This window comes from Kitasatospora phosalacinea (genome assembly GCF_000717185.1).
In the GTDB taxonomy this organism is placed as follows: Bacteria; Actinomycetota; Actinomycetes; order Streptomycetales; family Streptomycetaceae; genus Kitasatospora; species Kitasatospora phosalacinea_A.
In genome coordinates this window covers 19,422-31,693 of sequence record NZ_JNYE01000013.1, presented here as the reverse complement: position 1 = coordinate 31,693, position 12,272 = coordinate 19,422, and the positions used below count along the sequence as shown (strand labels likewise).

Genomic DNA, 12,272 nt, shown 5'->3' with positions numbered 1-12,272 from the left:
GGCGCCGTCAGGCCGCGGCCAGCGGGTAGGCGTACCCGTAGGGGTGGGCGAGGCCGGGCGGGTACGGCTCCAGGAAGCAGGCCACCGAGCCGTGCACGGTCACCCGCAGCCCGTCCGCGCCCGCGTACACGGCCAGCCCCTCCGCCGTGGTCTCCGCCGAGCGGTAGACCACCACCATCACCTGCGGCGCGTGCGCTCCCGGCTGCCCGGGAACGGCGATCCGGTAACCGTGCGGCCCGTCCATCACTCCACCTCACCTGCTCGTCCCGCTGGCGCATACCCCGGGGGCGTTCCCCCAATCCCGCCTGCCTCCCGCCCGCCTCCCGGAGTCCGCCACGGACCGCTTCCACCAGCTACTGCACGAGCTGTGGGAGGGCGAGAGCCGACTCGCCGCCGAACCACCCCGGATCGCCGAACGCTTCGCCCCCGGTCCACGAACTGCCCTACAGCGCACGGCACTTGGCCCAACACTCGACCGTCTGCGCAAACTGCCCGCCCTCACCGGGCAGCGCCGCACCCACCGCCGCCGGGAGTCCGTCCACTTCGCCCTGGCCCACAACTCCACCCCCGCCGACTGCGCCGAACCGGCCACCACCCGCCCTGCCCCGCCACAGCGCCATGACGCCGGGACGCCGGGGGCAGCGGCGTCAGCCCCCGCCCACCGGCGCCATCGGCGCTGCCCGCACCGCCTGCGCCACCGCCGCCGCCCCGTCCGCGGGCAGCAGCCGGACGGCGCCCGACAGGTCCGCGGCGCGGCGGCGGCCCGCGGCGGCGACCTCGCCGGGGCGGGTGACCTCGGTGGGGACGAGGAGGCCGTGCGCCCCGGCCTCGGCCGCGGCGACCAGGTCGGCTCCGGTGCCGCCGATGACCGTGGTGCGTTCCGGCGGCACCCGCAGCGCCCGGGTCGCGGCGAGGACGAGGCCGGGGGCGGGTCTGCGGCAGCCGCAGTGCTCGGCGGGGGCGTGCGGGCAGACGGCCCACACGTCGAACGGTCCGAACAGTTCCTCGATCCGGTGGTGGACGGTCTCGACCCGCGTCCTGGTCAGGATCCCGCGGGCGACCCCGGGCTGCTGGGTCAGCACCCCCAACCGCACTCCGAGCGCCCGCAGTTCGTCGACCGCGGCCCGGGCGCCGGGGCGGGGGTAGACCCGGCCGGGATCGCCGTTGTACGCGATGTCGGCCACCAGCACGCCGTCCCGGTCGAGCAGCACCGCCGCCCCGGAACCGTCCCCCGCGCGGCGCCGCGCCGTCCCGCCCCGCGCCACCACCCACGGCGCGGACGGACGTTGCCCGCCGCCCGACCAGCGCTCCGCGGTGGGCAACGGCTCCAGGTACTCCGGCGTGAACTCCATACCCAGCGACTGACCAGGCCCGCCCGCCTCAAACCCCCCCGTCGGCATCGCGGCCGCCAGCGCGCAGACGGGCGCCCGGGTCGGCCGCGGCAGGGGCGCGCACGGTGTCCGGAGCAGCGGCCGGCGAAAACCACTGGGCACCCGTTCGACCCGGACCTACCATCGCGCGCATGACGACTCATCACGAGGTGGTCGAGGCCGCACTGGCCCGGATCGCCACCGGTTACGTGTTCCCCGCGCAGGCGGCCGCCGTCGACACGGCCCTCCGGCGTCGACTGGCCGAAGGCGCGTACCAGGGCCTGGACGAACGGGAGCTGTGCGAGCGCGTCACCGGCGACCTCCAACAGGCCTGCCCGGACAAGCACTTGCGACTGCTGTGGAGCGAGGAGCCGCAGCCGATGGACGAGGAGCCGGAGGACGTCGCGCGCGCCCGCTTCGCGCGGTACGCCCGGGAGAGCAACTACGGCGTCCGGCGGGTGGAGCAGCTCGACGGCAACATCGGCTACCTCGACCTGCGGATGATCCCTCCTGCCGACCTGGGCGGCCCCGCGATCGCTGCCGCGATGCAACTCCTCTCCCCCACCGAGGCGTTGGTCATCGACCTGCGGCAGTGCCGGGGCGGCTCGCCCGAGGGCGTGCAGTTGTGGTGCAGCTACTTCTTCGCCGGCGACGAGGTGCACCTCAACGACATCTACGAGCGGAGCACCGACTCCGTCCGCCAGTACTGGACCCTCGGGCACCTCACCGCCCCGCGCTACCTGGACCGCCCGGTCACCGTGCTGACCAGCGGCACCACCTTCTCCGGCGGCGAGGAACTGGCCTACAACCTCAAGGTGCTGGGGCGCGCCACCGTGGTCGGCGGGACCACCGGGGGCGGCGCCCACCCCACCGCCCGCTTCCCGGTCTCCCCGCACGTCACCGTGACCGTCCCCACCGCCCGTTCGGTCAACCCGGTCACCGGCACCAACTGGGAAGGCGTCGGCGTCGAGCCCGACCTGGCCGTGACGGCCGACGACGCGCTGGGAGCGGCACTGGAGCACCTGCGGACGCTGCTCGGCTGAGCAACCCGGCAGCGGGCACCGGGCGGCGGGCACCGGGCGGCGGGCAGCGGGCTCACCCCGACCACGCAGCTGCCGTCCGGGCCCCGGCGGTGGGTGATCCGCAGCCCCGCCGTCGACTTCCTCCGCATGGCGTGCTCCTCCCGCTCCCGACTCCCGGCCGACGCCGACGCCAACGCCAACGCCGACGCCAACGCCGACGCCGACGCCAACGACTGCCCGCCCGCAGCTCCGGGAACGAAACCCCCGCCCCGCTACTCGGCCGCGGTGACGTCCACCCCGCGCCAGAAGGCGACCCGGTCGCGGACGTGCTCGGCGTCTGGCTTCGGCTCCGGGTAGTACCAGGCGGCGTCCGGGTTCTCGGCACCGCCCGCCGAGACCGTCCAGTAGCGGGCGGTGCCCTTCCAGGAGCAGACCGTCGTGGTGCTGCTGGGAACGAAGAACTCCCGGTTCAGCGCCTCCGGCGGGAAGTAGTGGTTGCCCTCCACCAGCACCGTGTCCTCGGACTCGGCCAGCACCACGCCGTTCCACACCGCACGCACCATCGCCCTACCGCCTTCCCCGATCCGCCGGTACCGCTCCGCGGGCACCGCTCGTTCCCTCCGACAACTCCCGCTACGGCCAAGGCATTCCACCCCCGGAGCACCCACCGGGCCCCGTCCGCTCACCCCGGCCTCCGGCCGCGCCCTGGCCCCGGCCGCCCGCTACCGCGCCGTCTTCGGCACCGCCTCCGGCACGACCCTGCGCCACAACGCCTGACGCGCCTGGCGTACCTGACGCGCCTGACGCCACGCCTGCCGGTCCACGCAACCGCCCGTCACTCCTCCCGCTCCTCCTCCCCCTCCTCCCGCATCGCGGCCTCCTCCGCCGACTGCCCTGGGCGTCCCTCCTGCTCGTCGTGCCCGCCCTCCCAGACCTCCGGCCGTTCCGCCGCGAGCCGGTCGTCCAGCGACTCGCCCTCGGCCTGTTCGGAGCCCGTCACCCCGAAGGACTCGGCCGCGACGGGCCGGTCGCCGGGGACGGGCGGGCGTTGCGGGTCGGTGGCGCGGGTGGCGGTGGGTGAGCCGTCCGCCAGGTCGGGGAGTCCTTCGTCCGCGGGGTCGGCCCCCGGGTCGGCGGGGCGGGCTCGGTCGGGGTCGAGTGCGGCGGGAGCGTCCTCGACGGCGTCCGGGGGGACGGGGCGGGCGGGGGTGCGGGGCGGACCGGGCGGGTCCAGCTCCCGGGTCACCCCGTCGCCGGAGGCGCGGCCCTCCCCGGGCTGGACGCCCGGCACCGGGCCCTCGGCGATCTCGGGCTGCTGCTCGTCGCTGCCCGCCACGTTGGAGGTGTCGCCCTTGCCGATCGGTGCGGGGCGGCGGCGCGTGCCGTCGTCCTCGGGTGCCGTGTCCGGCCGTCCTGCGGTGTCCGCGGGGCCGGTCGCCCCGCCCATGTCGTGCAGCGGACGTCCTTGCCGTCCCATCACCGTCTCCTTCCGTCGGTCGGCGCGTGCGCCGGGCGTGTGCCCGCCCGTACGGCCCGGAAACGGCCCCGGGGTTTCCGGGACGCCGCACCGGAAAGCCGCGCCTGCGAGAGCCGCCCGACTCCCCGGAGGCCGCCGTGCCCGCCGTACCCGTGCCACCCGTGTCCGCCGTGCCTCCCGTGCCCGCCGCGTCCGCCGTGCCCGTGTCCGCCGCGTCCCGTCCCTGCGCCCCGCCGCCGCCGCACGTGCTGCGCGCGTACGCGCTGCTCGCGGACGGGCGGCGCGGTGCCCTGCTCGGACCGGACGGCGTGATCGGCTGGCTGTGCGCGCCGCGGTGGGACAGCGACGCGGTGCTGTCGGCGTTGATCGGCGGTCCGGGCTGGTTCGGCCTGACCCCGACCGGGGCGTACGTGCCGGGCGGGCGGTACGAGGACGGCGGGTTGGTGTACCGCAGCCGCTGGGTGACCGGGGGCGGGGTGGTGGAGTGCCGGGAGGCGCTGGCCCGTCCGGCCGAGGCGCACCGCACGGTGCTGCTGCGCCGGGTCGTGGCGGTGGACGGGCCCGCCGAGCTGGAGGTGTCGCTGCACCTGGCGGCCGGGTTCGGCACGGCCCGCACCTCCGTGCCGGTCCGGGACGCGGCGGGGCGCTGGACGCTGCGCACCGGGCCGCTGCACGTCCGGCTGACCGGCCTGCCGGACGCCCGGCCGGGGCGCTGCGGCGGCCTGCACGCGGTGCTGCGCGCCGTCGCGGGGGCCTCGCACGACCTGGTGCTGGAGCTCTCGGAGCGCCCGTTCGACGCCGCCCCGCCGGACCCGGACCGGGCCTGGGCGGCGACGGCGGCGGCCTGGGCGGCGGACGTCCCGGGCCCGGCCGAGCTGGCGGGGCTGCCGGGTTCGCGCGACGTCCGGCACGCGCACGCCGTGCTGGCCGGCCTGACCGGTCCGGACGGCGGCACCGTCGCCGCGGCCACCACCAGCCTGCCCGAGCGGGCCGAGCAGGGCCGCAACTACGACTACCGGTACGTGTGGATCCGCGACCAGGCGTACATCGGCCAGGCCGTCGCGGCCCGCGGCCCGCACCCGCTGCTGGCCGGTTCGGCGCGTTTCGTGGCGGCCCGGCTGCTCGCGGACGGGCCGGGCCTGGCGCCCGCGTACACCGTCGGCGGCGGGCCGGTGCCGGAGCTGCGCAGGCTCGAACTGCCGGGCTACCCGGGCGGGTTCGACGTGGCGGGGAACCGGGTGCGGCGGCAGTTCCAGCTGGACGGGTTCGGCGAGGCGCTGCTGCTGCTGGCCGCGGCCGCCCGGCGCGACCAGTTGGACGCGGACGGGCGCCGGGCGGCCCGGGTCGCGGTGGAGGCGATCGCCGCCCGGCACCGCGATCCGGACAGCGGCATCTGGGAGATCCGTCCGGACCGCTGGACGCACAGCCGCCTGACCTGCGCGGCGGGTCTGCGGGCCGCCGCGGACGCCCTGCACCGCCCGGACTGGCTGCCGCTCGCCGAGCGCCTGACCGCCGCCGCGCTCACCGACTGCCTGCACCCGAGCGGGCGTTGGCAGCGTTCGCCGACCGATCCGGCGGTGGACGCGGCCCTGCTGCTGCCCGCCCTGCGCGGCGCCGTCCCGCCGCTGGCGCGCCCGAGCCGGGCGACCCTGGCGGCGGTCCTCGCCGACCTGACCGAGGACCACCACTGCTACCGCTTCCGCCACGGCCCGGGCCCGCTCGCCGAGGCGGAGGGGGCGTTCCTGCTCTGCGGTTTCCTGGTGTCGCTGTCACTGCTCGACCAGGGCCGCCTGCCCGAGGCGCTGCGCTGGTACGAGCGCAACCGGGCCGCCTGCGGCCCGGCCGGCCTGTACGCCGAGGAGTACGACGTCGCGCAGCGCCAACTGCGCGGCAACCTCCCGCAGTCCTTCGTCCACGCGCTGCTGCTGGAGGCTTCGACCCGCCTGGCCCCGGCGCTGTAGGCGCCGGTCGGCGGGCTCAGCCGAACCGGCGGACGGCGGCTCAGCCGGACCGGTGGCCGGCGGCTCAGCCGATCCGGCGGACGGCGGGCGGGCTCCAGCTGCCGTCGAGGGCCTGCGGCCGGGGTGCGTACAGGCGCAGGGTGAGGCCGATCGGGCCGGTCGGTGCGGGCAGCCAGTTGGAGCGCCGGTCGGGGCCGGGGTCGCGGTGCGAGACCAGGATGTCGAGCGAGCCGTCGGCGTTGTAGCTGAGCGGGTCGCGGTCGCCCAGGGCGTAGCGGTCGATCGCGTTGGCGACCTGGAAGCCTTCGGCGTCGTACATCGTCACCGACCAGAACGCGCCGACGGGCGGCAGGCCGTCCGCGGGGAAGTGCAGCAGGTAGTCGTGCTCGCCGGTGACCCGGGCGCCGTCCGCGTCGACCGCCAGGACGGGGTAGATCGCGTCCTCCGGCGGGTTGGCGCCCAGGCCGATCGCGGTGACGGCGGCCCGCTTGAAGTAGGCGTTGCCGTAGACGCCCATGGTCTCGGCGGTGACGCGCCAGCCGTTGACGGCGGTGCCGATGACGGCGGGGGATCCCGTGATCGCCTCCCGGGCGGCCCGGACCCCCGCCTCCAGCGCGGCCAGGTCGGCGTCGGAGAACCGTCCGGGGTCGAACTCCCGCCCGGGGACGATGCCCAGGTGGGCGATGCGCGCCAGGACGGCGAAGTCGGTGGCGTGCGGCGGGTTGACGGCCAGCACCCGGGCGGCCCGGGTGAAGAACTCGACGGCGCCGAGCCCGTTGACGGTGGCCAGCGGCGGGGTCGTCACGTCCGCCGCCGGGTCGGCCGGGTGCTCGACCGGGTCGAGGGCGCGCACCGTGAGACCGTCCTGGATCCGCCGGACCTTCTCGTAGTCGGCCGGGCCGTTGGTCTGGATCCGCCCGATGACCCAGGCGTACGGCGTCGGCGAGCGCAGCACCTTCGCCCCGGCCGGGAGTTCGCCCCGGTGGTCGGGGCCGACCACCAGGTAGTCCTGGTCGCCGGAGCCGGTGGTGCGCGGGCCGAGGGTGGCGAACACGTCGGTCCACATGTCGAGCAGCGGGACCATGAAGTAGCGGCCGCCGGTGTCCGACACGTGCAGCGCCACCGGGCCGTTCGTCAGGTCCAGCCAGGCGGAGGAGTACAGGGTGTCGAAGTTGGGCCGGACCACCGAGCGGAACTCCGCGGACGGGAACTCCCGCAGGTGGTGGAACTCGTTGGGCGGTCCGAAGGCCGGCTTGATCCCGCTGGGCACGGACACCGCCTGGCGGCGGGTGACGTCCATGGTGACCAGCGGGTACAGGTACACGTACGCCTCGTGGGCGAGCGTCTGCGGGTCGTCCGACATCATGCTGGTGTGCTCCCTCGCGTCCGGACCGGGGTCGACGGGCCCCCGGAAGGACGCTTCCGGCCCCGGCCGCCCCCCGCAAGGCCGATCCGCCGAACGGGTGACGCTCAGCCCGTGGCCGCCGGGCCGCCGCCGGTGACCACCGCCAGGTACTCGTCCATCGCGTCCCGGTTGCGGACCAGGCAGTCGATCCGCTCGGTCATCCGGTCGCGCTCCTCGGTCAGGGTGGCGATCATCTCGGGGGTGGCGTCGGGGAAGTGGATGGTCCGGGGCTTGTCGAGGCAGGGCAGGATCTGCTTGATGATCCGGGTGGGCAGCCCGGCGTCGAGCAGTCCGCGGATCTGCAGGACCCGGTCGGCCAGGCGTTCGTCGTACTCGCGGTAGCCGTTGGCGGCCCGGGTGGAGACGATCAGCTGCTGTTCCTCGTAGTAGCGCAGCAGCCGCCGGGAGGTGCCGGTGCGTTCCGACAGCTGCCCGATGCGCAGGCGCCCCACTGTGGTCCACCTCACGTCGAGCCGCGTTGACCCTCACATTGGTGTGAGGGTTCCACGATAGCGGCCATGAGCACCCGGTCACCAGTACACGATCCCTCAGGAACCCTTCCCCAGAAGCGAGTTCGCAGCAACGGGCTGCCGCTGTCGGCGCTGCTGGCGCTGGCCACGGCGGTCTTCGTGACCAGCCTGACCGAGACGCTGCCCGCGGGCGTGCTGCCCGCGCTGGGCACCGACCTCGGGGTCGGCGAGTCGGCGGCGGGCCAGGCGGTGACGGTGTACGCGGTGGGCACCGCGCTGACCGCGATCCCGCTGACCGCCGCCACCGCGGCCTGGCGCCGCAAGCGGCTGCTGCTGTCCGCGACGGGCGCCTTCGCCGTCGCCAACACCGTCACCGCGGTGTCCTCGTCCTACCCGCTCACCCTGGCGGCGCGCTTCCTCGCGGGGGTGGCGGCGGGCCTGGCCTGGGCGCTGCTGGCGGGGTACGCCCGCCGGTTGACACCCGTCCACTTGCAGGGCCGGGCGATCGCGGTCGTGATGACGGGCATCCCGGTGGCGCTGTCGCTGGGCGTGCCCGCAGGAACGTTCCTGGCCGGGGCGACCGACTGGCGGGTGGCGTTCCTGGCGATGACGGCGCTCGCCCTGGTGGTGATCGGCTGGACGGCGGCGGCGGTGCCGGACCTGCCGGGGCAGCCGCCGGAGCGGCGGGAGCGGATCCTGGGGGCGCTGGCCGTCCCGGGGGTGGTGCCGGTGCTGTTCGTGACGCTGGTGTTCGTGCTGGCGCACACCGTGCTGTACGCGTACGTGGCGAGCTACCTGGACCACCTGGGCATGGGCGGGTCGACCGACCTGGTGCTGCTGGTGTTCGGCGCCGCCTCGCTGGCGGGCGTCTGGGCCACCGGGGCGCTGATCCACCGCCGGCTGCGGGCGCTGACCGCCGCCGGGGCGGTGCTGGTGGCCGCCGCGGCCGCCGTGCTGGGCCTGCGCTCGGACGTGCCCGCGCTGGTGTACGCGGCGGCGGCGCTGTGGGGCCTGGGCTGGGGCGGGGTGCCGACGCTGCTGCAGACCGCGGTCGGCGACGCCGGGGGCGAGCGGGCGGACGCGGCCCAGGCGGCGCTGGTGACGCTCTGGAACGCGGCGATGGCGGGCGGCGGCGTCCTGGGCGGGGTGCTGCTGGACTCCGCGGGCGCCGCGTCCCTGCCCTGGAGCGTGCTGGCCCTGCTGGCCCCGGTGCTGGCCGTGGTGCTCGGCGCCCGTGCGCACGGCTTCCCGGCGAAGCGCGCCTGACCCCGCCCACCGAACTCGCACCCCGCACCCCGCACCTCCGGAGGTCGCCCGTGCCCGCCCGTCCGCTCAAGCAGATCCACCTCGCCGCCCAGTTCCCGAGCGTCCAGCACACCGTGGTCTGGTCGGACCCGGCCGCCGGGAGCCAGATCGACTTCGACTCCTTCGCCCGGCTCGCCCGCGCCGCCGAGCGCGGCAGGTTCGACTTCCTCTTCCTCTCCGAGGGCCTGCGGCTGCGCGAGCACAAGGGCCGGGTGCACGACCTGGACGTGGCGGGACGGCCCGAGTCGTTGACCGTGCTCAGCGCGCTGTCCGCCGTCACCACGCACCTCGGGCTGGCCGCGACGGTCAACTCCACCTTCAACGAGCCGTACGAGGTGGCCCGGCGGCTGGCCACCCTGGACCACCTGAGCGGCGGCCGGGCCGCCTGGAACGTGGTGACCAGCCACGACGCGTTCACCGGCGAGAACTTCCGCCGCGGCGGCTTCCTCGACGAGGCCGACCGCTACTCCCGGGCCGCCGAATTCCTGTGGTGCTGGTGTCGGTCGGCGCGCTCGCGGCCGCGTCCACCTCGATCTGGTACTGGGACGTCCACCGCTTCGACCCCCCGTCCGACCCGGCGTTCCAAGGGCTGACCTACCCGGCGCTCGGCCTGGCCCCGGTCGCCTGGTCGCTGTACGCCCTGGCCGTCGGCGCGGCGATCGGCCAGTTCCTGCGCCGCACCGTGCTGTCGGTGCTGGCCACCGGCCTCGTCGTGGGCCCGAGCCGGCTGCTGGTGCGTGCGGTGCGGGTGCACTCCTCCCGCTCACCGACGCGGCACCCTGGCGGACCGGCTGGAGCATGCAGTTCGTGCAGCCCGCCGGCTCCTGGGTGGTGGAGGGCGGCTACGTCCTCCCCGACGGCAGCCGGGTGGCCAACACCGTCTGCCTGGCCGGGATGGACTGCAACGGCTACACCTCCTCCTACCCCGCCTGGGCCCGGGTCCACCCCGTGTCGCAGCTGTTCCCGATGCAGCTGGTGGAGACCGCCCTGCTCGCCGCCGTCGCGGGGGTCGCGCTGTACTTCACCTTCCGCCGGGTGGCCCGCACCGCGCTCTGACCCCTCGGCCCGGCCCCTCCGTCCAGCGCCCCACCGTCCAGCGCCCCTCCGCCCGGCCCCTCCGTCCAGCACCCCTCCGGCGCTGCACCGACAAATCCTTCCTCCTTGACAGGAAAATTTGTCTGCGCCATCCTGGAGGGGTGCTGGACGTTGCCGTGATCGAAGAACCCGCCGCCGCCGAGGCCTCGTTGGACCCGATGCGGGCCCGCCTCCTCGCCGCGCTGGCCGAGCCGGGCTCGGCCGCCATGCTGGCGGCCCGGCTGGGGCTGCCCCGGCAGAAGGTCAACTACCACTTGAAGGAGCTGGAGCGGCACGGTCTGGTCGAGCTGGCCGAGGAGCGCCGCAAGGGGAACATGACGGAGCGGGTGTACCGGGCCACCGCGGCCTCGTACGTGATCTCGCCCGCCGCACTCGCCGCGCTCACCTCGGTCAGCCCGGACCCGTCCCGTTCGCCGGACCAGCTCTCGGCGCGCTGGCTGCTGGCCCTCGGCGCCCGGCTGGTGCAGGAGGTCGGGTCGCTGCTGACCGGCGCGGCCCGGGCCCGGCAGCGGGTGGCCTCGTTCGGGATCGACGCCCGGGTGCGCTTCGCCTCGGCGGCCGACCGGGCCGCGTTCGCCGAGGAGCTCTCGCGGGCGGTTGCCGACCTGGTCGGCCGCTACCACGACGAGTCCGCCCCGCAGGGCCGCGAGCACCGGCTGGTCGTCGGCCTGCACCAGATCCCCACGACGCCCCCCGGCCCTCCGTCCCCCGACGTCCCCGACACCCCCGACGCCGACTCCCCCACTCCGCAGGAGAACTGACGCCATGCCGCACCCCTTCGAGCTGGAATTCGAGCTGGCCCTGCCGGCCGACCCGGAGCAGGTCTGGGAGGCGATCGCCACCGGCCCGGGCATCGACTCCTGGTTCATGGGCCGCAACGAGGTCGACCCGCGGGTCGGCGGGGCGGCCTCGATGGAGACCGGCGGCCACCGGGAGACCTCCACCGTCACCGCGTACGAGCCGGGCAAGCGCTTCGCGACCCGCACCGAACCGGACGGGGACGGCCGGTTCATGGCCTTCGAGTACCTGGTCGAGGGCCGCGACGGCGGCAGCACCGTGCTGCGGGTGGTGCACAGCGGCATGCTGGGCGACGACTGGGCCGACGAGTACGACGCGCTGCGCCGCGGCTGGCCGTTCCACCTGCACACGCTGCGCGAGTACCTGGCGCACTTCGCGGGCCGCACCGGCGTCCCGGTGTTCGCCGTGCAGCCGACCGCCGGCCTCCCCGCCGACCGGGTCCGGGCCGCGCTGACCGCCGCGCTCGCCCTCCCGGCCGACCCGCCGACCGGCACCCGGGTGCGCGCCGACCTGGCCGGACTGCCCCCGCTGGACGGCGAGTTGGTGTGGTCGGACGAGGAACGCTTCGCGGTCCGCACCGCCGACGGCCTGTACTCCTTCCTGCACCCGGCGGGCGTGGTGGTCCTCTTCCACCACCTGTTCGCCGAACCGGGCCCGGAGGCCCCCGAAACCGCCTGGCAGCACTGGCTGTCCGCCCTGGTCGCCCCCGCTTCCTGAACCAGCCCGCCCACACCCACACCCACCGACCCACCCAGAACGAGGTACCACCGATGCGCACGTTGATCAGCACCGCCTTCGTCTCCCTGGACGGCGTGATGGAGGCCCCGGGCGGCGAGCCGGGCTACCGCAACTCCGGTTGGACGTTCAAGGACGTCCCGTTCGTCCCGGAGGCGTTCGAGATCAAGGGCCGGGAGCAGGAGGAGGCCGACGCGATGCTGCTGGGCCGGGTCAGCTACCAGGCGTTCAGCCCGGTGTGGCCGGGGATGGCGGAGTTCGCCCGCTACAAGGAGCTGCCGAAGTACGTGGTGTCGAGCACGCTCGGCGAGGACGACCTGGTGTCCGACTGGGGGCCGACCGCGATCCTGCGCTCGGTGGACGAGGTCGCCGCGCTGAAGGAGACCGAGGGCGGGCCGATCATCGTGCACGGCAGCGCGCGGCTGAACCACGCTCTGTCGGACGCGGGCCTGGTCGACCGCTACCACCTGCTGGTGTTCCCGCTGCTGCTGGGCGCTGGCCTGCGCCTGTTCAGCGACACCGACAAGGACGCGCAGAAGCTCGAACTGGTCGAGTTCGCGGCGTACTCCAACGGCGTGCAGAAGAACGTCTTCGACGTGGTCCGCTGAGGCCGGAGCGCCGCGCGTGCCTCCCG

The 12,272-nt window shown here is 75.5% G+C and carries 13 protein-coding genes and 1 pseudogene; 8 read left to right on the top strand and 6 right to left on the bottom strand.

The window, feature by feature from the left end:
• Positions 1-7: 7 nt before the first annotated feature.
• Together OO57_RS07645 and OO57_RS07640 are read right to left on the bottom strand one after the other, a co-directional pair.
• The gene (locus OO57_RS07645) at positions 8-244 is read right to left on the bottom strand and encodes a DUF6296 family protein (protein WP_033251541.1); all 237 of its coding nucleotides are present in this window, start codon (positions 242-244) and stop codon (positions 8-10) included.
• Between the two features lie 403 nt (positions 245-647).
• Positions 648-1,352, bottom strand: a complete 705-nt coding sequence (locus OO57_RS07640; RefSeq protein ID WP_081973521.1) for a D-glycero-alpha-D-manno-heptose-1,7-bisphosphate 7-phosphatase — start codon at positions 1,350-1,352, stop codon at positions 648-650.
• Between the two features lie 170 nt (positions 1,353-1,522).
• On the opposite strand from OO57_RS07640, the gene OO57_RS07635 reads away from it, so the two are divergent.
• Complete coding sequence (locus OO57_RS07635) at positions 1,523-2,413, top strand: S41 family peptidase (RefSeq protein ID WP_033251540.1); 891 nt, start codon at positions 1,523-1,525, stop codon at positions 2,411-2,413.
• A 251-nt stretch (positions 2,414-2,664) separates the two neighbouring features.
• On the opposite strand, the gene OO57_RS07630 is transcribed toward OO57_RS07635, so the two are convergent.
• A complete protein-coding gene (locus OO57_RS07630; protein WP_033251539.1) occupies positions 2,665-2,955 on the bottom strand; it encodes a DUF427 domain-containing protein in 291 nt (96 codons plus the stop codon).
• A gap of 272 nt (positions 2,956-3,227) precedes the next feature.
• A complete protein-coding gene (locus tag OO57_RS42290) occupies positions 3,228-3,869 on the bottom strand; it encodes a hypothetical protein (RefSeq protein ID WP_158715047.1) in 642 nt (213 codons plus the stop codon).
• A gap of 203 nt (positions 3,870-4,072) precedes the next feature.
• Here OO57_RS42290 and OO57_RS07620 point away from each other — a divergent pair, with 203 nt between their 5' ends.
• Positions 4,073-5,830, top strand: coding sequence for a glycoside hydrolase family 15 protein (locus tag OO57_RS07620; RefSeq protein ID WP_033251578.1), 1,758 nt, complete (start codon positions 4,073-4,075; stop codon positions 5,828-5,830).
• Positions 5,831-5,894: 64 nt separating this feature from the next.
• Here OO57_RS07620 and OO57_RS07615 read toward each other — a convergent pair whose 3' ends face one another.
• Entirely contained in the window at positions 5,895-7,196 is a 1,302-nt protein-coding gene (locus tag OO57_RS07615) for a DUF1254 domain-containing protein (RefSeq protein WP_033251538.1), read from the bottom strand.
• A 104-nt stretch (positions 7,197-7,300) separates the two neighbouring features.
• A complete protein-coding gene (locus OO57_RS07610; RefSeq protein WP_033251577.1) occupies positions 7,301-7,678 on the bottom strand; it encodes a MerR family transcriptional regulator in 378 nt (125 codons plus the stop codon).
• Between the two features lie 75 nt (positions 7,679-7,753).
• On the opposite strand from OO57_RS07610, the gene OO57_RS07605 reads away from it, so the two are divergent.
• From OO57_RS07605 to OO57_RS07580, 6 genes and pseudogenes are all read left to right on the top strand, one after another.
• Positions 7,754-8,971, top strand: a complete 1,218-nt coding sequence (locus OO57_RS07605) for an MFS transporter (RefSeq protein ID WP_033251537.1) — start codon at positions 7,754-7,756, stop codon at positions 8,969-8,971.
• Between the two features lie 50 nt (positions 8,972-9,021).
• A pseudogene (locus OO57_RS07600) lies at positions 9,022-9,531 on the top strand (LLM class flavin-dependent oxidoreductase); the annotation flags it as partial.
• A gap of 277 nt (positions 9,532-9,808) precedes the next feature.
• Positions 9,809-10,066 (top strand): hypothetical protein, encoded by a 258-nt coding sequence (locus tag OO57_RS07595; protein ID WP_033251536.1) that lies wholly within the window; start codon positions 9,809-9,811, stop codon positions 10,064-10,066.
• Between the two features lie 140 nt (positions 10,067-10,206).
• Positions 10,207-10,866 (top strand): ArsR/SmtB family transcription factor, encoded by a 660-nt coding sequence (locus tag OO57_RS07590; protein WP_051776845.1) that lies wholly within the window; start codon positions 10,207-10,209, stop codon positions 10,864-10,866.
• A 4-nt stretch (positions 10,867-10,870) separates the two neighbouring features.
• A complete protein-coding gene (locus OO57_RS07585; protein ID WP_033251535.1) occupies positions 10,871-11,620 on the top strand; it encodes an SRPBCC family protein in 750 nt (249 codons plus the stop codon).
• A 53-nt stretch (positions 11,621-11,673) separates the two neighbouring features.
• On the top strand, positions 11,674-12,246 hold the full coding sequence (locus OO57_RS07580; protein WP_033251534.1) for a dihydrofolate reductase family protein: 573 nt from the start codon (positions 11,674-11,676) through the stop codon (positions 12,244-12,246).
• Positions 12,247-12,272: the final 26 nt, after the last annotated feature.

Excerpts from the sequence above, each read along its gene's own strand:
- OO57_RS07645 (WP_033251541.1), bottom strand. The coding sequence starts at position 244 with ATGGACGGGCCGCACGGTTACCGGATCGCCGTTCCCGGGCAGCCGGGA.
- OO57_RS07640 (WP_081973521.1), bottom strand. The coding sequence starts at position 1,352 with ATGGAGTTCACGCCGGAGTACCTGGAGCCGTTGCCCACCGCGGAGCGC.
- OO57_RS07635 (WP_033251540.1), top strand. The coding sequence starts at position 1,523 with ATGACGACTCATCACGAGGTGGTCGAGGCCGCACTGGCCCGGATCGCC.
- OO57_RS07630 (WP_033251539.1), bottom strand. The coding sequence starts at position 2,955 with ATGGTGCGTGCGGTGTGGAACGGCGTGGTGCTGGCCGAGTCCGAGGAC.
- OO57_RS42290 (WP_158715047.1), bottom strand. The coding sequence starts at position 3,869 with ATGGGACGGCAAGGACGTCCGCTGCACGACATGGGCGGGGCGACCGGC.
- OO57_RS07615 (WP_033251538.1), bottom strand. The coding sequence starts at position 7,196 with ATGATGTCGGACGACCCGCAGACGCTCGCCCACGAGGCGTACGTGTAC.
- OO57_RS07605 (WP_033251537.1), top strand. The coding sequence starts at position 7,754 with ATGAGCACCCGGTCACCAGTACACGATCCCTCAGGAACCCTTCCCCAG.
- OO57_RS07595 (WP_033251536.1), top strand. The coding sequence starts at position 9,809 with ATGCAGTTCGTGCAGCCCGCCGGCTCCTGGGTGGTGGAGGGCGGCTAC.
- OO57_RS07585 (WP_033251535.1), top strand. The coding sequence starts at position 10,871 with ATGCCGCACCCCTTCGAGCTGGAATTCGAGCTGGCCCTGCCGGCCGAC.
- OO57_RS07580 (WP_033251534.1), top strand. The coding sequence starts at position 11,674 with ATGCGCACGTTGATCAGCACCGCCTTCGTCTCCCTGGACGGCGTGATG.